Annotated in this window: 22 protein-coding genes and 6 pseudogenes; 2 read left to right on the forward strand and 26 right to left on the reverse strand. The window is 52.5% G+C overall.

Translation table 11 applies throughout. The annotated features are described in order from the left end of the window. Window positions 1-8: 8 nt before the first annotated feature. The 25 genes and pseudogenes from SGP1_RS15035 to SGP1_RS35235 form a co-directional block, all read right to left on the reverse strand. Window positions 9-215: pseudogene (locus SGP1_RS15035) on the reverse strand (phage baseplate protein); the annotation flags it as partial. Beyond that, complete coding sequence (locus SGP1_RS33920) at window positions 215-496, reverse strand: hypothetical protein (protein WP_083764840.1); 282 nt, start codon at window positions 494-496, stop codon at window positions 215-217. The gene SGP1_RS33920 and the pseudogene SGP1_RS15035, both read right to left, overlap by 1 nt. Beyond that, window positions 469-2,136 (reverse strand): hypothetical protein, encoded by a 1,668-nt coding sequence (locus SGP1_RS15040; RefSeq protein ID WP_011411482.1) that lies wholly within the window; start codon window positions 2,134-2,136, stop codon window positions 469-471. The genes SGP1_RS33920 and SGP1_RS15040 overlap by 28 nt, the downstream gene beginning before the upstream one ends. Further along, on the reverse strand, window positions 2,129-2,284 hold the full coding sequence (locus tag SGP1_RS33925) for a DUF6889 family protein (protein ID WP_083764842.1): 156 nt from the start codon (window positions 2,282-2,284) through the stop codon (window positions 2,129-2,131). The genes SGP1_RS15040 and SGP1_RS33925 overlap by 8 nt, the downstream gene beginning before the upstream one ends. A 32-nt stretch (window positions 2,285-2,316) precedes the next feature. Then, window positions 2,317-2,724, reverse strand: a complete 408-nt coding sequence (locus SGP1_RS15045) for a phage tail assembly chaperone (protein WP_011411483.1) — start codon at window positions 2,722-2,724, stop codon at window positions 2,317-2,319. 3 nt (window positions 2,725-2,727) lie between these two features. Next, a complete protein-coding gene (locus SGP1_RS15050; protein ID WP_011411484.1) occupies window positions 2,728-3,168 on the reverse strand; it encodes a phage structural protein in 441 nt (146 codons plus the stop codon). A gap of 12 nt (window positions 3,169-3,180) precedes the next feature. Next, window positions 3,181-4,659, reverse strand: a complete 1,479-nt coding sequence (locus SGP1_RS15055) for a DUF3383 domain-containing protein (protein WP_011411485.1) — start codon at window positions 4,657-4,659, stop codon at window positions 3,181-3,183. A 3-nt stretch (window positions 4,660-4,662) separates the two neighbouring features. Then, window positions 4,663-5,211 (reverse strand): phage neck terminator protein, encoded by a 549-nt coding sequence (locus SGP1_RS15060; RefSeq protein ID WP_424141116.1) that lies wholly within the window; start codon window positions 5,209-5,211, stop codon window positions 4,663-4,665. Further along, entirely contained in the window at window positions 5,201-5,590 is a 390-nt protein-coding gene (locus tag SGP1_RS15065; protein ID WP_011411487.1) for a hypothetical protein, read from the reverse strand. Before SGP1_RS15065 ends, SGP1_RS15060 begins: the two co-directional genes overlap by 11 nt. Continuing rightward, window positions 5,577-6,125: a hypothetical protein gene (locus SGP1_RS15070; RefSeq protein WP_011411488.1), complete on the reverse strand. Its 549-nt coding sequence runs from the start codon at window positions 6,123-6,125 to the stop codon at window positions 5,577-5,579. The genes SGP1_RS15065 and SGP1_RS15070 overlap by 14 nt, the downstream gene beginning before the upstream one ends. Further along, window positions 6,122-6,529 carry a DUF4054 domain-containing protein gene (locus SGP1_RS15075; RefSeq protein ID WP_011411489.1) on the reverse strand — a complete coding sequence of 136 codons (408 nt, stop codon included), beginning with the start codon at window positions 6,527-6,529 and terminating at the stop codon, window positions 6,122-6,124. The genes SGP1_RS15070 and SGP1_RS15075 overlap by 4 nt, the downstream gene beginning before the upstream one ends. 9 nt (window positions 6,530-6,538) lie before the next feature. Further along, window positions 6,539-7,521: pseudogene (locus tag SGP1_RS15080) on the reverse strand (DUF2184 domain-containing protein). An 18-nt stretch (window positions 7,522-7,539) separates the two neighbouring features. Next, window positions 7,540-8,064 (reverse strand): structural cement protein Gp24, encoded by a 525-nt coding sequence (locus SGP1_RS15085; protein WP_011411490.1) that lies wholly within the window; start codon window positions 8,062-8,064, stop codon window positions 7,540-7,542. 3 nt (window positions 8,065-8,067) lie between these two features. Then, window positions 8,068-9,282: pseudogene (locus tag SGP1_RS15090) on the reverse strand (DUF2213 domain-containing protein). Between the two features lie 30 nt (window positions 9,283-9,312). Next, a pseudogene (locus SGP1_RS15095) lies at window positions 9,313-10,031 on the reverse strand (phage minor head protein). Then, window positions 9,919-11,388 (reverse strand): annotated as a pseudogene (locus tag SGP1_RS15100) (DUF1073 domain-containing protein). The pseudogenes SGP1_RS15095 and SGP1_RS15100 overlap by 113 nt, the downstream one beginning before the upstream one ends. A 21-nt stretch (window positions 11,389-11,409) precedes the next feature. Next, complete coding sequence (locus SGP1_RS15110) at window positions 11,410-12,651, reverse strand: PBSX family phage terminase large subunit (protein WP_011411492.1); 1,242 nt, start codon at window positions 12,649-12,651, stop codon at window positions 11,410-11,412. Next, window positions 12,644-13,048 (reverse strand): DNA-packaging protein, encoded by a 405-nt coding sequence (locus SGP1_RS15115; protein ID WP_011411493.1) that lies wholly within the window; start codon window positions 13,046-13,048, stop codon window positions 12,644-12,646. The genes SGP1_RS15110 and SGP1_RS15115 overlap by 8 nt, the downstream gene beginning before the upstream one ends. Then, window positions 13,026-13,286, reverse strand: coding sequence for an Rz1-like lysis system protein LysC (lysC, locus tag SGP1_RS36615; protein WP_083764761.1), 261 nt, complete (start codon window positions 13,284-13,286; stop codon window positions 13,026-13,028). Before lysC ends, SGP1_RS15115 begins: the two co-directional genes overlap by 23 nt. Beyond that, on the reverse strand, window positions 13,180-13,572 hold the full coding sequence (locus tag SGP1_RS15125; RefSeq protein ID WP_011411494.1) for a hypothetical protein: 393 nt from the start codon (window positions 13,570-13,572) through the stop codon (window positions 13,180-13,182). Before SGP1_RS15125 ends, lysC begins: the two co-directional genes overlap by 107 nt. Next, on the reverse strand, window positions 13,569-14,258 hold the full coding sequence (locus SGP1_RS15130) for a Rha family transcriptional regulator (RefSeq protein WP_041867064.1): 690 nt from the start codon (window positions 14,256-14,258) through the stop codon (window positions 13,569-13,571). The genes SGP1_RS15125 and SGP1_RS15130 overlap by 4 nt, the downstream gene beginning before the upstream one ends. A 172-nt stretch (window positions 14,259-14,430) precedes the next feature. Continuing rightward, complete coding sequence (locus SGP1_RS15135) at window positions 14,431-14,964, reverse strand: lysozyme (RefSeq protein ID WP_011411496.1); 534 nt, start codon at window positions 14,962-14,964, stop codon at window positions 14,431-14,433. Continuing rightward, window positions 14,954-15,136, reverse strand: coding sequence for an HP1 family phage holin (locus SGP1_RS15140; RefSeq protein ID WP_243466044.1), 183 nt, complete (start codon window positions 15,134-15,136; stop codon window positions 14,954-14,956). The genes SGP1_RS15135 and SGP1_RS15140 overlap by 11 nt, the downstream gene beginning before the upstream one ends. 72 nt (window positions 15,137-15,208) lie before the next feature. Then, window positions 15,209-15,499, reverse strand: a complete 291-nt coding sequence (locus SGP1_RS15145; RefSeq protein ID WP_148203535.1) for a hypothetical protein — start codon at window positions 15,497-15,499, stop codon at window positions 15,209-15,211. A 66-nt stretch (window positions 15,500-15,565) separates the two neighbouring features. Next, a complete protein-coding gene (locus SGP1_RS35235; RefSeq protein ID WP_279379394.1) occupies window positions 15,566-15,691 on the reverse strand; it encodes a hypothetical protein in 126 nt (41 codons plus the stop codon). Between the two features lie 619 nt (window positions 15,692-16,310). On the opposite strand from SGP1_RS35235, the gene SGP1_RS29975 reads away from it, so the two are divergent. Next, window positions 16,311-16,793, forward strand: a complete 483-nt coding sequence (locus tag SGP1_RS29975; RefSeq protein ID WP_158302411.1) for a hypothetical protein — start codon at window positions 16,311-16,313, stop codon at window positions 16,791-16,793. Here the strand turns inward: SGP1_RS29975 and SGP1_RS29980 are convergent. Next, window positions 16,764-17,554, reverse strand: a pseudogene (locus SGP1_RS29980) (transposase); the annotation flags it as partial. The gene SGP1_RS29975 and the pseudogene SGP1_RS29980 sit on opposite strands and share 30 nt — an antisense overlap. 2,237 nt (window positions 17,555-19,791) lie before the next feature. On the opposite strand from SGP1_RS29980, the gene SGP1_RS15160 reads away from it, so the two are divergent. Continuing rightward, window positions 19,792-20,112 (forward strand): SMR family transporter, encoded by a 321-nt coding sequence (locus SGP1_RS15160; RefSeq protein WP_011411497.1) that lies wholly within the window; start codon window positions 19,792-19,794, stop codon window positions 20,110-20,112. Window positions 20,113-20,396 lie beyond the last annotated feature (284 nt).

Genomic DNA, 20,396 nt, shown 5'->3' on the forward strand with positions numbered 1-20,396 from the left:
GTTATCCAGAGCAGTGAGCCGCCGCCGGCAAACCCCACCTCCATCGTCAGCTCAGCGGGCCGCTGATAGGCGTGGTCAGCGATTTCAGCGCCGATTTCCACCGGATGCTCGGTGATGTCAAGCTGGTCCTGGTGTTTCTCCGAAATCACCACATCCGGCACCAACAACCCAATTTTGCGCGAGGGCTGCGAGAACAGTGTGGAAAGAATATCCATCAGTAGGCCCTCTGCCTGAACTGCCCAATCAAGCGGGCGTTAACACCGGTCTGCCTGTCGGCGATATCCGTGCCGGTGGTCGCCGGATCGCTTGCGCCATAGACATTAATCGTCGTTTCTTGCTGAAGACTTTTCCCGCCTATCCCCGCGAGCGCCGCACGGTCAATCAGTTCACTGCTATAGGGATTACGCCCATTCTCATGCTGAATAATGCCGCCCATCAGCGACGCTATCAGCTGAGGATTGCCCAGGTTCAGCGCCGCATCCGGGGCGACTCCCAACTGGCGGGATATCGCCGCAATATAGGCGCCCGTGTTGTTTTCACTTCCCGGTGCCCAGGTGTTGATGATTTTTTCAATCGTGTTGAGACCATGGCCCGCAGCCCCTCAAACGGCGTCTGAAAGCGGGCAAAGCGGCCACCGGGCGACTCTCTTTCTGCGCCCGCCTGCCCCGCATAATTCAGATCCCCCGGATTGTTGTTGCGGATCCCGTGCGGGAGCGCCAGTGGATCGGCGGAAGCATCGCCGCGATGTTTGCTGGCCCAGGCGTTATCTATCCCTAGCGCTTTCAGGCTATCGCCCACGCCACGTTTTATCTGTCGGGTGTTGTAGTCCCAGGACGCTTTGGCGCTGGTGACAATGTTTTCTCTGTCTGAGACCAGATAACCGGCATACAGTCCCCAGAGTTTTAACCAGGGAGGGATGGGCAGACCGGCAATCTTGCCGAACGCACCGAGGACTTTTGATACCCAGGCGCCGGCGATAAAGGTGGCGAGCATGTTCAGGGTGTTTTGCCAGCCCCCGACATCGTTAACCAGTCCGGTGATTTTATCGCCTATCCACGCGAACGCCTTTTTCGCCTGTTCGATTTCCGATCCCCACGTCGACCAGTCAATAAAGGACGTTCCCCCTTCCTTCCAGGTCTGGTAATCATCCCACAGCAATAATATCGCGGCTGCCAGCCCGGTAATGATGTCCATCGGCGAGGAGAAAAACGCCCGGTTCAGCGCCCATATCGCGGCAGTCAAGGCTCCAAACGTGGTTATCACCTTTTTGCTCTGACCATCCAGGCGGTGCCACCAGTCAAAAATTTGGCCCGCTGCCTGTATCAGGCGCCAGATAACGCGGCCCACCATCTCACCAGCGCGGATCATTCCCCGGACGATCCGGGTCAACACGTCTTCGATTTTGGGAAAGTTTTCGAGTATTTTCTTTCTCAGGTCGTCCAGAAAGCCCGCCAGTCCCCCGGCCAGATTTGCGCCGACCTTATCGCGCAGGATACCGAATAACGCCGTTAGCCCCTTCATGGCCGTCATGAACTTATTAGACTGCGCAGCGGCTTTTTCTGCGTTAAAACCGGTACGGCTTAGCATAGACTGATAATCCGCCGTAAAGCCGTTCAATCCCCTGCGCATCGCCATCAAGGTATTTTCATCGATGCCCAGCATTTGTGCATACTGGTTTGCCCGGTAATAGGGCATCTGGCCGAGTTTTTGCCCGACACCGGTAAAGATCGCCGACATGTCACGCATCCGTCCGCGGGCATCCCGTGTTTGCACCCCCAGGCAGTTCAGGAAGCCTTCTGCACCGGGGGTATTGCGCATCAATCGCGCCAGGCTCTCCAGCGCGCCCTGCGCTGCTTCGGCACTGCTGCCGGTTTGGGCTGCCGCATAGCCCAATGCCTTTATGCCCGCCGCACTGGCACCGGTACGTTGTGACACCCAGTACACCTTATCCAGTCCAGCGGCTATCTGTGTGGTAAAACTCAGTACGGACAGCGCTGCCCCCTCGACTGCCACGCCCAGCTTTAACACATTAGCGGTGACGCCGGTGAGGATGCGCTCAAATTTCCGCATCCCCGATTCATCCACCTGAAAACTGAGGCTGACGAGGAAGTCGCGGATAGTGTCAACATTAGTCACGGTTTGTCTCTCTCCATCGCGCTATCCGCGCTTCGTTATCTGCGCTCATGTCCAAATAGTCATTAAGCAGTGCGATACGGCAGAGATCTACCGCGCCACTGTCTAAATGCTTTTGGTTAATATGAAATTCTCGCACCGGGCGAAGAATATAATCTTCCCTGTCAGGAAGCGTATCGAGGGTTAAGCTGGTTGTGGGGGCACAGTCGCGCCGTCGAGGGGTGCGTGAAAAAAATTTCCCAGTGAATCCCCTATCACCTGTGCGACCAACTGCAATAGGGTCCCTAGGTCGATATCATCAAACATCAGCTCCCCTTGGCGCAATACCGCCACCCATGCCTTGCCGTTTTGCCGGGAGACCACCGATAAACAGGCATGAATAATGGCGTCGCAGTCGCTATCCTGCATATCACCTATCACGGTGGCCAGGGCGGGTAACAGGGTTTCCATGGCCGCCTCGCCGCCGCGTAGCTTTTGCAGTTCGCCGACCATGCCAGAGAGGACCGGCAGCAGTTTTCGTGCCACTTTCAGTTGGTCAAATACGCTGAGTTTCCCGACGCGGTAGAAATGACCCTTCAGTTCGATTTCCATCGGTTAAAACTCCCCAAGCAATTCATCGATTTTGATACAGTCAAACACCCAGGCCACCGTATTACCGACGTGGGCATTCTGCCAGTCGGGGAGCTTCTGAAATGCACCGCCGCGCGCCGTGGCGATATCCCCCGAAGCATGATTACGTATCACAAAAACGTTGTTGCCCCAGAGGGACGAGGACTGACTCTGGGCGTTGTAGGCCAGCATCAGCTTTTTATTAACGGGCGAGTCTTTCAACAAATTAATCGTGATGGTGCCGGATTTTCGAGGGCTCAGGCTGTGCATCCCTTCGCCATCTGCGCCAATGGTCATGGTGTTTTTTGCCTCGGTCATGGCCACCACAATCCCTTCTTCATCGTTTGCCGAGCCATAGCCGAGATCAATCACGCCCGTCGGCCCCGTCATTGACGCCGACACATCCATAAATGAATAAGTTGCCATAAATTATTTTCCTCAGCGAACCACGGTGATCAGCACATCCGCAAAATGCACGGCACCGGCGAGTTTACAGGCCACCTGGATCGGCGGTGCCTGACGTTTTTCACGGTCTGCCTGGGCCTGCGCCGCCATCGGCTGAATAAAGGCATAATACCCTTTGGTCAGCGTATCGCCCGGCGACAGTTGCCCGACCGCCCCGCTATTCCACACACCAGGCGCAATCAGACCGTTATTGACGGCCTGCGCCATCGACTGTTCAACGGAGGCCAACAGGCGGGTACCGCCAGCGTCGGTCTGTGGTACTTTGGTGGTACTGGTATACAGCAGGTTATAAAGATTGTTCTGCACGTAGTTTTGCAGCCAGTCGAGGCCGTGACGCTCATCAAAGAAATCGCCGTTCGCCATCACGCCTTCCTGCAAAATAGCCGTGTCGTTGTCATAGCGCACAAACACATTGCAGTTTTTCGCCGCCAGCGCATCCGCCTGAGACGTGCGCAACAGTTCAGCCTGGATATCCGGCTCCTGTTTGAACTTCAGGGTCAGGGTGGTGTTGTTAGCGCCAAAATTGACCGTAAAGGCCCGTCCGAACACTGAGGCGGCCGCATAAGGCGACGTGCTGGAATACTGCGTGAATACCCGTCCGGACTTGCCCTGCTTGAGTTGTGAGGCGATATCGTCGGTTCGGCTAGCGTCAATAGTCGCCGTGTCCTGCGTGGTTACACCGAAAATACGTGATGTACTGCTGGCACTGATAAAGGCAGCAATGGCGGTAATATCATCCGCCGACAGAATGGCCGCAACGATAAGGCCGTACCAAGCGCTGGAAAAATCGGCCAACGTCGCAACCGCCTGCGCGGCGGTTTCACCGTCCATCCCTGCCACCGGTGCGGCGCCAGCCGCCTGTGATAACCCTGTCAGCGCGGAAAGATCAGTACCACTGTCTGGCGCAGTGGTAAATCCCACCGTGCTGCTCTTACCTGCCGTTGATGACGTCACCACAAACCGGCTATTGCTGGCATCCCATAACACAGTAGCGGTATTGATTTTTTCAGCAATTCGCTGCGCAACACCGTTCAGATTGGTCTCTCTCGATAAATCCACGCCCTTAATAGTGATTGCTTTTCCATTGACGGTGATTTTCATCGCGCCATCGGTAACAATGGTGAAGCGACTGATTTTCGCCTGTTCTGCGGTCAATATCGCGCCGCGCAGCAGGCCCGCAGAGGCTTCATTGCCCCAACGCCCGATAAACAGGTCGACTGGACGGGGAGATTGCTGGTAATACAGTGACGCCGCCTGGTACTCCGGCGCACCAGTACCAAAATCGGTCGCAACCTCTTCAATGGATGAGTATGCCCGCAGTCGTTCAAGGGGGTCGATGACCGATGAGGTGCCCATAATGAGCAATGCGCCGAAATTCCGTGCGCTGGCCGCACGCGACGACATATCGACAGTGACGTTGACCACTCTCGATACAGGTAAGCCCTGTGACATAGTTTATTCTCCGGAAAGGGTAAAGGGCGCGTCTATCAGCGATCGGATGTTGTATTCGCGTACCACTTTACGACGCAGGCGCACGGTAACATCGTACCGGCGCACCCACTGGGTGTTGATGAGTTCGGGAAACGGGATAATAGGGCTGTAACCTGCGAGCGACAGCCCCTGGGTGTTCAGTTCCGCATTATTCTGAGTCACCGTGATACCATCACGAAAACGGGTGGCGTACTGCTGTCCTGCCGGACCATAAAAGGACGCCAGGCATTCAATCGTCTCATGCCGCCAGAGTCCAGTGTTTTCTTCAGTCTGGTTAACAAATGCCGGATTATCGTCACACGGCATATCCACTACGCCGAAAGCACACCAGTTAACGTCTGCGGGCGGAATATCGGGCGGCTCTGGTTGCCATCTGGCAATAACACGTTTAGCCGTCAGCAAGGTAATGTTGCGCACCCACTGGCTTAGTAGCTTGTCCAATTCCTCGTAGTAAACCGGATCGCTGCCGTTGGGTGTCAGCCAACCCCGTTCGGTACTGGCGTTATTGCTCAACAGGAATACCTCCATCAAACGGCAGCAATTCACAATGCGCCTGCACAAAGCCTGCACCGTAAGCGGTATAGGGATCGACAAACGTCACGCGATAATCCCGACCCTGATAAGTCACAATGTCAGCGTCACGCGCTGTCTGCCCCTGCGTCAGCCGTTCAGTGGTCACAATCAGAATAGCGCCACTGATGAGGGTCCCCGCCTCCATGCGGCGGCTTTCGAGCGATTTGTCTACGGTGACAACGCCTGAAAATCGCGTGGTAGTATGCGTGTTATGCCCAAATCCGTCATCGTCAACAGATCGGACGCGACGGGTAACCGTTAGCGTGGTGTCGCAGAAATCAGGGTCAAAAAGAATGTCAGTAACATCAAGATCCGGCATTTTTATCCCTCACGATGTAAGTGATCGACCGACGATACTGCCCGGTATCAATCAGTGGTCTGGCATTCGCGTTATCTGGGGCATTGCCTGCTGCACGGCTTGCCAGTTCTGCTTGCGCCCCCTTTCGACCCTGATGAGCGCGAGCCGCGAGCGTACTGGAGGCCAGTGGTATAAAGTGAGAGGTGGTAATAAAACGCCTTACCCCATCCGCCGCCGTAGCTCCCGCCTGATTAAGCAATCTCTCGGCGCCCGATATATTGCCGCCAAGCGTAAAAAGCGCGGCCTGTTTCAACAGGGGGAGCGTTTTATCCTGTACCGATTTAACGCCGGGTTGCAGATGGGGTCTGGCCGGAATATTCTGCGCCGGAGAGCCATGTTCATTGATATAGCCAATGCCGGCATTGCCGAAGGGGACATCATCACGCGCAGAGTCAGCGGCGGGAATGCCCACCAACACATCTCGGTTACCGAGCGTTTTAAGCGCCTCCAGAAGGGATTGCGCCTTGTCTGCCCTCATAATGACACCGCTTTTCATAGCTGGATGCCTCCTGCGCCAAACATCATAATCAACTGCCAGAACTCAGCCCCGTAACGGGTATAGTTCCAGAAGCCCGCATCGGGGTTTAACGTGGCTCCCGTGTCATAACTGACGCTGACTTTATCAACCGATTTAGACGAGGCCACACCCCCCGATGCACCTCCCGCTCCACCCGTCGCCATCGCTTTGCTATCAGCCGCCCACAACACCATGTAGTGCGCAACAAAAAGCCCAACAAAGTAAGGAAACAGATCCTTACTCGTGAACTTCTCGCTGAGCAGCACATCAGCCAGGTTCAGGAGAAACTCGATGTGTGTTTTCGGGTATTTGGCAGGATCAGCGAACTGAGGAAAGTTGTCACGAAAATTGGTCACCGAGGGTAGCGTGCTATTTCTGCTCATAAGCCATCATCAAAAGCCCCGGAAGGGGCTGTCTGTCAAAGACCGTCCAGGGTAGGCAAGGGTTTTGGGATAAACCGGCTCCACTGCACCCAGTTTGCCGTAGTAGGTCACAATCTGCCACAGCCCACGGTACTGGATAGGAATACTCTGCAACGGCACCATCGGGAAACGGACAAACTTCATATCTTTGGTGTAGGCCACGGCGCGATCGGTGTTTTTCGCCCCCACCCCTTTCAGCCATTTCACCGCACGGATATTGAGTGGTACACCGTTCTGGTGGTAAGCAATGGGTGTTGGTGGTCAGGTAGGTCAGCAAAGACTGATTTCCCGCGGAGGACACGATCACGCTGGCCAGATAAGCATACTGCTCTGGCGGCAGCAGCAGGTCGGTCGGCACCACAGAATAGGCCGACGCTTTCCAGGCCGCATTCAGCAGATCATTGATACTATTTCGGATATCATCAGGGGATCCGCCCGCCCAGCGTTTTGCCGCCGTCACGGTATTGATGCCGCTCTGGTTGACCAGACCCGCGACCCCGTTGGCCCCCAGCGTCTTATCGCCAATGTAGACCTGCTCATCCGTATCCATATTCCACTTCAATTGCATGCCGGCGTATTTCTGCGTGTCAATCGGCGGCCGTCCTGCCTGCTGTGCGGCGGCAAGCTCAAGGACCGTCCAGCCAAGCTCCATCCCCCCACAGATTCAGTGTACGGAAGCTGCGTTCAATATTAACGTTAACACCGGCAATGGCAGTGGATTACTGGGCAATCCAGTTTTTCCCGTTCGGGTTAGCGGCACTGCCCGCGGCGCCAAACTGCGTATTGGTCCAGCTGGAAATTTCATCCGCGATCGACACGTCTGTGCGCAAATCAATGTCACGGCTCCAGGTATATTGAACCAGGGGTTCATTGAGTGTTTGATCCAGTCGCTCCAGTTCACCGACAAGAAAAATGCCGGTACTGTCGTGCGTGGCCCGGTCGAATGTCTGCATATTTTGCATAAGGATCCCTTAAATCTTATACGAGATTTCTACATTGCCGTCCGCATCACCCTGACCGATGAAAAAGGCGTAGGGCATAACAACGGTATTAATCAACGGCTTGTCGGCAGTGCCGGTGTTTTCTTCGGCCGCCAGCACGGCGCCTAGAGGACTTTCTGTGCTCGGATTGGCATTACGGATATAGACCGGCGCACCTTTGGTAATGACTGTTGCGTCACTGCCGACATTGACGGTCATGTACCCACGTTTCAGGATGTCACCGGTATAGCCAAACCCGTTGCCCAGCAGATAAGCTTTGTCCGGTACACTCTGCGTAGGATAAGGACGGACGAATATCCCCTGGATTTTGTCAGCGGTGTCTCCCGCGGATAACGGCACAAAGAACGCGCCATCATACTTGCCCGCCAGACCGTAAGAGGGAAACGCACTGTTGGCGTCAGATTTCAGTACGGCAGGTTCGGTGGTCAGATCCTGAGGACGTGACACGGCGCCAGCAAAGCCCACGCCCATTCGTGTCAGAATTGCATTACTCATCGATTATTTACTCCGTTTTTCCCAGAATTCGCGGTGGCGAGCGTTCATGGCTTCAAGGGTACTGGCAGTACTGCGGTGAGCATCAGCGGTCCTGACACTCAGATTGCGGCTTTTAGCCAGCTCAGCAACGGCATTAAACGCCATATCGACGGTGGGGTGGTTCATTTTACGGATGTCCGCATCCCCGACAATCTGACGTACTAACGCCTGATCTGCAGAGGCCAGTACGTCACGTTTGAAATCAGTCGCTTTCATTTTGCGATCCAGATTAATGCCCGGCTGAATAAGCTCGGCCTGATAAGCCGCATCGCCGGTCGCCTTCTCCTCCGTCTCGTCGTCCTCGTCATCCGCATCGCCTGTGATGCCCTTATCGTCCTTATCACCGTCACCTGTGCGGCCTTCCAGCTTGTCCAGGCGGGCCATGATGGTTTTTATGTAAGACGGCACCGCTTCACTTTCGTCCGCCGTGGGCTCCACACTGATTTTCGCCTCAGGCGACAGGGGCTGTTGAGGTGGCAAGTTAATGTTGATGACGCCGGGTTGATTCGTCTGCATCGCCTGTGATGGTGCGAGGCACATTCTGCATCAGTTCAGCCGTGGTGTCGGCGTCGCCCGTTTTAATGGCACTTCTGAGCTTCTGATACCAGCTCTGATGACATTTGCTCATTGTGAAACTGTCTCTATCGAGCAGATAATTCCGGCTCTGCCTTTAGGGACAAGAGCCACATGATTACCGGTGATCTGGTACTGTATTGCCTTACCGGGTCCGGTTTGCCTGTACTTCGCATCATAGCCGCAGGACACCTCTCGCAGGCCGCTATCGATAACCTTTATCGCTATCTCGTCCTTGATAATAAGGTCGGCGATCAGTAACCCCGACGGCTCATCGTCCCCCTGGCGAATATTGCTGACATGGCCTACGGCCAGTTCGCGCCAGTTCTCGGTATCAACGAACAGAATATTGCCAAGGTCATCTTCAGGATGAAGCTGGGTGACGGCCATGCCTTCAAACGAGGCCATTGCCTCCGGACTGAAAACCTCATCGGCCATCCGCTCAACAACGATTTCTCCGTCAGCGTCGGGTTCAAGCTCAGGGAAGTCGGCGGCACCGTAGAGCTGTTTTCCGGTGCGGGCTATCGGCACGTCCTTGCACAACATACTGCCGTCCGACATGCGATAGCGCGTATCACCCAGTTGGGAGTTAAAAAGATATTTCATGGGTTACCTGCTATTCAGGCGAGAATGAATTTAGAGGCGGGGAAAAATGATTTCTTTATAACAGCGGCAGTTCGGCAGCTCTCCGGCATGGCCAGTCATACCGTCAAGCGTTGGCGGTTTTCCCCACGTAACGAATTTGCCTTCCATCTGCCGATGTGAATGACGGACATCACCATCGCCAGCGGTGCGCCATAGATAGCCCTCAGATCCAATAGCCCGCGCTCGGGCCTGATCTAACGCGCCTGTTGCCCGTCCCAGCTCTGTGCGGGCGATAAGGTTTGCGCGGGATTTGCCACATCGCCGGATGACATGATGTCTTCAGCAAAAGGCGTTGCACGGCACCCGGTTATCACGGCTTCAATCGCCTTATTCTGAATGTCATACACCCTGTCTGCGGCTATAAGTGGCAACGATTTGATGTACTTAACCTGCTCAGCAACAATCGACTGCATGACCTGCCCCACCGGGGTGTTGCTCAGACTATGACGTAACGCTCGACTGATATTCTGACTGTGCTGACGCCACACCTTTTCGTTTTGCCGGCCAATCTCTAACGCGAAGCGCTCTGCAACCCGATTCGCCCACGGGGTTATCAGCTCGCTGTAGTGCGCCAACGCCGCCATGATGTCGATAACGCTAGCGTTTGAACCATCGTAACGGCCATTGACGGTGTCGCCCACGGCCTGCGCTATCTTGCGTAGGCTGGTTCGATAACGGCTCTGTGCCTGTCTGCTGCGGCTTCGGGTGATCAGGTTCGCCGAGGCCTGGCGGCGCTTCGTCTTCCGCATCCTCAATATCCTCATCGGTAATTGACGCACCAATGCCGGTCACATCTGACGTTTCACGTAAATCCGTCATCCCCGCTTTGAGCGTCATTAATCCCGCATCAACCGCCGATGTGATGGCATTAACCGTATTGACGGCGACCGTTGAGCGATCCACATCGGACATCTGCCACAGGGGATTAAACCCAAACGTGAAGTCTTCCGGCAGTGGACCGCCACACGCCGAGCGGTGCATAATTTCGAGCAACTTACGTAATGGCTGGCGCAGTCGGCGCTCCTGCTGGGTGCTGATATTGTCGTAATAGTTCGCCAGATCCGCATCCCCGGTAGAAAAACCTTTGGGAGACTGACCAAACAGGCGCACCAGGGGGATCCCGACAGCACCGCTGATCTGTTCAGCAAACTGGCTAATCACATTGTCCAAACCAGAGAAATTGTACTGATGGGTTTCAAACTCATCCTCACTGTCCATGAGGGTCATTCCCTCATTACTTTGAAACTGGCGTATCATATTCATATTTTTCATCAGTGACTCGAATGCCGGGCCACCAATATTGATAAGCTGACGCAATTCCTTGACTTTGTAGGTACGAAGATGCGCTTTATACACCAGCTGTGCGGCCCCCATGGTCGCGCTGTCAAAGGCTGTCAGCCGGTCCAAATCCGCTCAACAACAGACATGCCCCACTCGTTTTCCGTCAGGGCCTGCTGATACGGCAGCGTCACACCGTCAAATCGAATTAATCGGCTGTGATGAATGCGCCAGGCGGGGATCCCCGTTGCGGTAGTCACAACATCGTAACATTCTGGTTTTCCCAGGTGTGGCCCCATTTCCTTAATACGGCGACTGAGGTTAGGGTTGATCATTCAGCGGTCGAGCGGCAGGATGCCTTTAAACTGTCCTTCGCCAATAGTTTCCAACCTGAGCGGCGTAAATAGGGGCCTGTCCCTCAATCATGATAAAGCCAACCGCGCCACCATAAAGACGTGACCACTTGATGATGTCATTCAGCCGATCCCATATTTCCAGCTCATCAAACAGCGATTCCAGAATACCGCGCGCCTGGGGTTCAATCTCAGAGGTAATGCGTATGCCCTTGCGGGTCATATCGTCAGCGATGGCATCGACTGCTGAGCCAATAATTGCTGATGACCGGTAAGCCCATTCAATCTGCAGGCGGTTACGGCTGGTGAAATTCGCCCGGTAAGTCGATGCCGCATGTTGGGTAGCCTGCTGCAGGCCAACGCGGGCGATAAAGTTGTCATAGCTGTCCGCCGTCGCCTGACTGACGTCCACGCGGCTTCTGTTTTTTCGTGACATAATGCCTCACGCTGTTGATGATTATTTACGCCCTAATGCTATCCAGGTCCCAAACCCACCCCTTGCCGTAATATAGCCATCAAGGCCGTAGCGAATGGCGTCCCAGCAGTGGTTATAGGCGTCGACGATGACAGGGAGAACGTCGCCTGTGATACGGTCGGTTTTGTAGGCGTACAATCGCGCTTCTTTAGCGGTTTCTTTGCAGCAAGGGTGAATGACTATCTTTTCAAATCCTCGCAGGTAAGTGATGCCGTCTTCCACGCTGCCCTGCCACTTGACAGCCGCATCGATGTTAAATCCCTGACGGGATAGCCAGCTTATGGTTTCCGGTCTCGACGAATCACCTTTAATCGGCCATCGTCTGACTTCGGGGATCGCATCATAAAATTGGGGCATTTCATCCAGTTCAACGCCAACACCGTAAGCCTCGTATTCAATGTAGAGTCGGTTATCCAGTATGAACATGCGTATCAGCGTATTTGGATCTTGCGCAAAGCCAAAATCGGCACCAAAGAACAGCCGATCGGCCTGCTTCCACAGATCATCCGGGAACGTTTCAAACACATATTTCCCACTCATGACCTGCTTATTAGCGTTTTCCAGATACGCGCCTTCCCAAATCCAGGCATAGGTTGCCGAGTCAAGCATACGGAGGTCCCGCTGCCTCACTTGCTCAAGCACACTGTGAAACCATGGATTATCCATGTAGTTCATTTCAACCGCGATAATGGCGTCATCACTATCCTTGCGAAATCGCTTATCGGTCGCGCTACCCTCTGTCTCAGGGTTCCATGTTACCCATACTTCAGAGCCAGGCTCTCGTACGGTGGGATCGAGTTTCTGCCAGGCTATTTCGCTAACGGTTTCAGCCTCATCCACCCAGCACAGCAGAATACGTGCTTTCGATTTGATACTGTCAAGATTATGCCGAAGTCCACTGAACACATAGCTCACTCGCCTGTCGAGGGTGCGAATGTATTTTTCACCGATATCAAAGTGAGCCGCCAGCCATGGCACTGACTGTATTGCCAGTTTCACTTCCTGCATACTCGACTCTTCCAGCGAGTTCATAAACTCACGCGCGCAAAGTATGACGCCTGACTCACTGTTTCTTGCTGCCTGATAAGCCTTAACCGCCGTCATTAGCGCAAAGATGCGCGTTTTTGCACTGCCACGCCCACCGTATGCACAGCGATAACGTTTATTGGGCACAGTGAATAATGGGACAAGTTTTGCTGGAATAGGCAGTTGCACACTATTCATGCTTTGCTTCTACCGGTACAAGCTGAATCATCGTTGGGCTAATGGCCATGCTGCCATCTGAAGATTTATTATCGACTTCTTGTTTGTCCGAATAGCCATGATTCGCTAGCATCAACTTTGTGATTGTGGCGTTGAAATCCCCGGTCAGCCCTTTGTTGATGAGCCTGTTTTCCTGCAACGTTTTTATGGCTTCTAACGTGCAAGAAAACTCTTCATTTTCTCTTGCATAAGCCTGGGCAGTGACCCTACTGATACCGAGGTAACAGGCAAGACCGGCAACGCTCGGGACCACATCGCCAACCGTTTCATAGCCACCCATTAAATATTCGTTTGCCTTCGTCAGGCTCTCGGCAAACTTACTCGGGCGACCGACTTTATTTTTTGTTTGTCGTCCCATGTCTTATATCCTCTATCTGCCTCAGCGCGGCTTTATCCTGATTGCACATCTCCAATGCCAGCAGCAGCTTCTCGTTGAGTATCACGCTGTCGCCCCACGTCATGCGCTCCGGGATAACTGGCGCTGGACAATCATCGAGCAGTGTGGCCGGTATCGGCGCGTGCGGGATGGGCAGGTATCTGGTCTGCGTGCGCCCGCAGCCGGTTAACAGCACTGGCAGGCACAGGCAGACGAGCACAGCGCTCAGGCGTAAGGGCCTCGCGTATTTGGATAATGCGCGGCTGAAAGTCCTGCACCGCGTGCTGATGTGCATCCTGTGTTGCTCCGGCTATCTGGTTGAACAGCGCTACCGCCTGTTCATAGTGGGTAAACTGTGCGCGGGCGGCGTCACGCTCGGCGACCATCGATTGATTAGCCTGCTTTAGGCGGGTGGTGATGTCGAGGCTCTGAATTCTAACCACTATAGCGAGAGCTGTCATAGTGAGCAGCATTGCGGCGAGCGTGAGGAGTTTCCAGCGCATCATGCTGCCAGTCGGTGCTGTTCTTCAATCAATGGCTGACGATGGTTTTTGTTGAATATTCCCATCAGCGTGGCCTTGCGTTGCTCGAAGTCCCAGCCCATGCCAATAAATACCGTATTGGCGCGTTGCAGTTCGGTAATGCAGTGGATCTGCTCTGGCGTCAGATAGTCACGGATAGATTCTTTCTTGCCTATTTCATGGTGGACACGAAATTTTGCAGATGTCATACCAAGTGCAATGCGGTTTATTAAATCAGCCTCGTTACTGAAATGGTGTGGCGCGATGGTTTTCCCCTGAGCTTCGCGTTCGTGTTTGATGGCATCGGTCATTGGGCGGTACTCAATCCGGGCGGTATTGCGATCCATCTTCTTGCCCGCCAATGCATTGCGCATACGGAAGAACTCGGAAACCCGCTTCTTCTTGAATACACGAACAGCATCATTGTTGCGCATGTAGGTAATTAAGAGTGTAGTTTGCTGCTCGTTGAGAAATGCAACACGAAGAGGCTTGCCACCGCCTTGGCTTCTCTCAACCATACGGATTTCAAATACGAGTGGCCCAAACTCTTCCAGATCAGCTTTGTTACGGTCAACAAGCTTGATAATGGTGTCATGATCTTTCTCAACACCCTCAGCAATCGCCATAGTATTCGCTACAAGATCAAATTTCTTTATTTCTACTAATTGCATCACTATTTCCTTTTGGTGATAGAGCCTGCCTCGTAGACATGAGTGGCCCAAGAGGGGTTAGCGATGAAACCGCCACTCTGTCCCGAAAGACTCTTGGTTGAATGCACACGAGGAGGAGCAGGCGAAAAAGAGCCCCGGACGATGCCGAGGCTCATGGGTTTGGATTAATGGGTTACACGGACTTCAGGCACAATTGGCGCTCAGCTTCCCGGCGCTTCGTGAGGCCGGGGTATTTACCGCCGTTGTTGAACTCTGACAGACGCTCACACATCTCACGCCATTTTCCCTTCTGCGCCAGTTTATGAAGGGTCGTCTCGTGGCGCTGGTTGTCCTTCCCTTTGTAAGTACGCAAGCCGTAGCAACCCGTGGTGAACGCGGCAGAAGTCATCGCGCTAAAAGTATTGTCCGGCATCTCATAGCCGCGGAAATAGGTGTTGATGCAGTGCTCTGCATCCAGAATATTACGTTGCCAGTCTGCCGCTATCTGCTGGTCTGTTTTGTAAGTGCCGGGCTTGACGCTGTGAGTATTGCCAATACCGTCGGTTAATCGACCGGCGGGGCAACGATATGGCTCCCGGAGACAACCTTCCGCATTGCCGATAAGCTTAAGTCCATCGGTATTGGTGCGCACCTGTCCGTGTGAAACAACCAACACAATTATGGCGGTCACGGCACACATTGGGGCGGCGGCGTGTTTAATGCTCATCGCTTTTCGTCCTAAAACGGTATTCCTTGTAGCGGTAATACCAGTTCAGAAAAAAAGTGACTAGAGTGCTGACAATACCCAGAATCAATGCCCACTGACTGAGCGAGAACATGCCCAACAGGCACGTGACAAAGCCCCAGCTATAGGCGTAGCCGATTGTGTGATTTCCCATGGATTTCATTACTCCACCTCAGAAGGGGTGGCTATCAGTCAGAAAAAAGGCCGCACAGTGGTAGCCATACAATCAGGCATTCGCTGTCAACAAGTCGGCGCCAATGCCAATACAGGATAACGCCTTGATATCTTTTGAAGTCAGCTCGCTATACCGCCGAATATCGGCGCCAGGTTCAACCAGCACGTCGTAGCGGCCCAGACGCTCGTGCAAGACGATGATGACGTCCTCAACGAGAGTGGGGTATTTGTAGGCGGTAGAGACTTTCACCGGGTCTTCCTCCGTCTGCCCCACCTGCTCGGCGGCGAAGTCCAGTACACCGCGAAGGTGCTGCCCATATTCTCCTTCCAGATGCGCTAGCATCCGGGTGCATGCGTTAAACGACTGGCCTTCAAGCTCTGCCGTCAGCACGTTACGGTTAAAACTGCGTCAGGCTACCTGGTCACACAAGCGTTCAGGGTCATCGTCATTTACCTCTGCCCAGCCGATATCCGTCTCTTTGACCAGATGGTCGAGATAGCGAAGTATACCGGCTGTCCGGGGCGTCTTCGTCATCAGGCGTGTGCTACCAATGTCCGGCTTTGATGGGCAGTTTTTAGCTCGCCCCCGGCATGACGTTAGGGTAGCCAACGCTTCAGGGATGGCCTGACAAACACGCACTACCTTACTAAGCAATGAGGCCAATGTGCGCTTGATGAATGTCCATGCCGAGGGTCTGCTATCAAAGTACACAGGCCTGTTTTTGACGCTAACCAATCTCCCCATCAATGGGTTCGGCGCAGTGCGACCGGGTAAGGGGCGAATGGCGGGTGCGATGGACGAATTTGCGCAGATAGCGGATAGCATGTTCGCTCCTTCTGTAAATTCCAGCCAAAAAAAGGCCACGCCGGAGCGTAGCCTTGGGATTAAGTGCCAGATAGCGTCTGGCGGCGCATTTCCACATCTGATATCGTTAATTCGCAAAAGTTTACTATTCAGATAGGCTTTGTTGAATAATAGGGAATCATGCTGTTTTGCTATACTCGTTTTGGCGGAAAATGCTTCTCACCTTAGATGTGCCGTTTTTTTACGCGGCCTAACTGCATGATTTTACGTTGCTAGGATTAGCAGTTGCACTGGAGCGGCAGCATAAAATCTGTTTATTCAACAAAGCCAAGAGTTTCCTGAAGGTGGTTTGGCAAAGGGAGAGAACCGAAACCTTGCCGTGAAGCAAATACTGGATTGTATAATAGAAGAAAAGAACAAGCTGGATTTAAGCAATCTGGGATTGAAAAGTTTACCTAATCTCAGTCCTCTGAATTTTCTTACGAAATTGAATTGGGAAAGAAATGACCATACCGTGATAGAAAATTGTTTTGAAATAGTAGATGGTGACAGATATAGATTAAAGGAGTCAGCTTCTTTACCTGATGCAATTAAAGAAGTAACTATGAATACTGAGTCCATGGATCGCTTCGATGGCAACGAGCGTTTAGACCCTAGAGTATTATCTTATTACGATAACAGAATACGTACTGTACATTTTATCAAAACACCAGAATATTTTGTCGATGGTAGATTTGTATCAAGCCCTCCAGGACGAGAAAATGCGAGATTTCTCTCCCTCCCTTTATTAGTTCCACTAAATTCGTATTACGGGTGGGATTATCTTGAATAGTGCAATGCTGTCCAGAATACGCTTGGCCTGAACGCCTGAAATCCCCGAATGCGGCGGTGATCGTCAGGCACGCCTTGGTGAAATCATCCACTCAGGTCAGGCACTTGATCTGGCGACCGCTGGCGAGTGCATCCATGACAAAATCCATCGACCAGGTCAGGTTCGGCGCATCCGGGCGTAGAAGCGGAAGCCGCTCAGTCGCCAGCCCTTTACGTCGCCGTCTGCGTTTTACGCTCAAGCTATTAAGATGATACATGCTGTAAACCCGCTTGTAATTAACGCATGGGCCTTCACGCCGCAGAAGCTGCCAGAAGATACGCCGGTAACCAAAGCACCAGCTCAGTGATGCGTACAAATAACTGAGCATCAGCAGCCGGACGCTGAGCCGCATAACGGCAGGTAGACAGGGACAAACCTACCAGCCTGCAGGCACGACGTTGCGACAGGCCCGTTGCCTCACACATGACTTCCACGGCTTACCGCTTCTGGTCTGTCGTCAGAACTTTCGGCCCAGAGCCACCTGAAGCACCTCCTTAATCCAACATGGCTTCGGCAAGCAGCTTCTTGAGGCGTGCGTTCTCCTCTTCAAGTGACTTAAGCCGCTTCACTTCAGGTACTTCCCTGCCGCCAAACTTCTTGCGCCAGGTGTAGAAGATGGCGTCTGAAATACCATGCTTGCGGCAGAGTTCCCGGGCAGAAACCCCGGCTTCGGCCTCGCGGAGGATACTAATGATCTGTTCGTCAGAAAAACGCTTCTTTATGGGGATGCCCTCACGTTTCTGATGAAGACATTACTAACATCGCGGTGTGTTAATCAACAGGGAGCAGGTCAAGAGAGGTAAAAATGAAGATTGAACCTGATAACTTACGATCTAATTCATTCATCGATATGAAATTTATAATCAGTGATTAGGGGATGACAGAACAGTGGTTTTACCGCATGATATCGCATGGACATTTACCAAAACCAATTAAGCTTGGCTGATCTTCTAGATGAAAGTATTCCGAGTACACGCACTGGAAAAACGAAATGCTCATCAAGTCCCGCAGCGCGTCTTGAAAAATCTTTTGGGGGTATCTCAATTATCCTCACTTAGTCAACCATCAGATTTTAAAGTCTTTATATCGATGAGTATGATGTCTGTCGAACCACCTTTATCCTCATCTGATTCTCCCCCACTTTTCTAACCTAAGCCTGTACAACTGACCATCTCCCCGGAGAGTGGCGGTAGCTTTTGCAGCCTATTTCCGATCCCGGTTAATGTAATATCCTTAAGCCAGTGATAAAAGACACCTCGCCGTGCAATACCCTCATTGGCGTCATCAGACACAGGAGTGCAAAGGCAGAACAACTGACACAGCTAAACCAGCAAAGGAGCAAAATTCTCAATGAGCAGGGCTTTCAATTCGTCTGACTCGACCAACCGCGCGCTCATGGCGACCGCAATAAAGTACTAAAGAGATGACACCACGCGTTGGATTTCGCTAATGCCTAAAATAATTGCCGTTATTTGCCGCTGATATCAATAGACTATAACGACACATGTGCACTAACTATCATCACTTTTGCTTTCTCCCACACGGCTAAGTTAGCCTTGCCGGTTCCGTCCAGCTGGCAATGTGCGACAGGACAGCTTACCCTGCCGCCCTTGTGCGCCGCCAATCATTCGGTGATTGCATGCTTTAATACCCCTCATCCTAATTTAATCATGATAATTTAATTCCGACGTCATGTATAAATAAGGGACGATACTCTTTACCAATTTGCATAGCTATGTAAGGGTAATTTTTGGTCGATAACGAACGAAGTATTTAATGGAGAGTATGTTATGGACGAAAACGCCCCTGAATCACCTAGTAGATTGACTATTGAGTCGCTTAGAAATATGGCTATGATGGAGAGATCTCAAATCCCTTGGGGTATAAAGAACTCATAATCACAAATTATTTATTTAAATAATGCATGCTGTGAGTTTTTGAATATACCAAAAGGATTTGATTTTGAGGGTCGCAGTGACGATGAATTTCCCTGCCCCTGGGCATCTTTAGTAGATGAACTACAGGCTCATGATAGAAAAGCAGAGTCAAGCCCAGAAGGCGCCGAAATCATCGCCATTTCCAATTTCGGAAAAAATTCTATTCTTCAACCCTGTTGTTGTGCAAAATTCCCTATATATGATAAATAGGGTAATGTATTAGGGAGCATACATTACAATAAGTATCTTCAATTCAACTCTATATTTGATTTCTTCAATGGCCTTCTTCCCACTACAATAACCATGAATCCCCCGTAGATATTTTTACCGATAGAGAATTAGAGATAACATTTTACGCAATACAAAAACTTTCGGCTAAGGAGTCACATAAAGATTAAGCATTTCTCCTCGCACCGTTGAGAACAGGCTACTCAGAATTTACGAAAAGATTGGAGTCAATTCAGTCAATGGGCTTATTGAATATTGTCATAATGTTGGATTAAGCAATTACTTTCCAAAAAAAATCACTCAAAGAAGGGGGCAACTTCTGTTGGTAAAAACCATGAAAAAATTGCGGTGACCGACTCACACGATTCCGCCCAGGCGTGTCCGCCTCATCTTGGGCATTGAATTCGCGGTACGGTTGATCCGCTTTTACCGATAGTGCGTTGCGGCACACAGTGTGTCCACCCAGCCGGTTTTGCATCAGTGCGAAATCGGCTTTTTAATTTACCGTTTTCCTCTTACCCTTTCGCTCCCAGTTTGAGTAAACTCCTGGTCTGCTTTTCCTCGTATAAACCCTACCGACCGGGACGCACTCGCTAACACCCGGCTATGCAGTGGATCTCCCGCTGGTCCTTGTCGCCTGAAGGCTATCGGCCGCGGCCGGACAGGCCGCATCAGTGCGAAGTTGCTGTCCAAGACGGCGTTGTGCTACTCTGCAAGCGTTATCATAGTACTCAAGACGACCTGGCCGCCAGCCTTATTCTGCGGGACGACCCGACCAATACGGAAAACGTCCTATGCAGTGGTTCATTCTCTTCGTCGCCGGCCTGTTTGAAGTCATCTGGGCCATCGGCTTGAAATATACCCACGGTTTTACCCGCCCCCTCCCAAGCCTGCTGGTCCTTGGTGCTCTGAGCCTCAGCTTTTTGCTGCTCTCCTGGTCCATGAAAACCCTGCCGGCGGGAACTGCTTACGCTATCTGGAGCAGTATCGGCGCCGCACTGGTCGGCATGAGTGTATTGGGCGAAGCGGTCACGGCCGGACGCATTATCAGCCTGTACCTGCTCATCGCCGGCATTGCCGGGCTAAAATACTTCACCCCTCAACGCTGGGTGTGAAACCCGACTTCATGCCGGGTGAGGAACCCCGCCTTCGGGCTGACAGGAAATAACGGCGGTAGCGCCCCTGGCAGCATAATTACTTAGCGCAGCGCGCGAATATCGTTTTTTACGATTTGCAGGCTGCAGCCGTCTGAATCTATTGAATTTTGCCTGGACTCGGGAGTACATTATACGCCGATCCTATTACGTGTCCCCAAGCGCGATACCGGATCAGGATGCGCCGGCGGGCCGCTGTCGATGACCTCCCTTCAATCCTCTGCCACTGCAAGCTCAAGGCTTGC

This window comes from Sodalis glossinidius str. 'morsitans', assembly GCF_000010085.1.
GTDB lineage: Bacteria > Pseudomonadota > Gammaproteobacteria > Enterobacterales > Enterobacteriaceae > Sodalis > Sodalis glossinidius.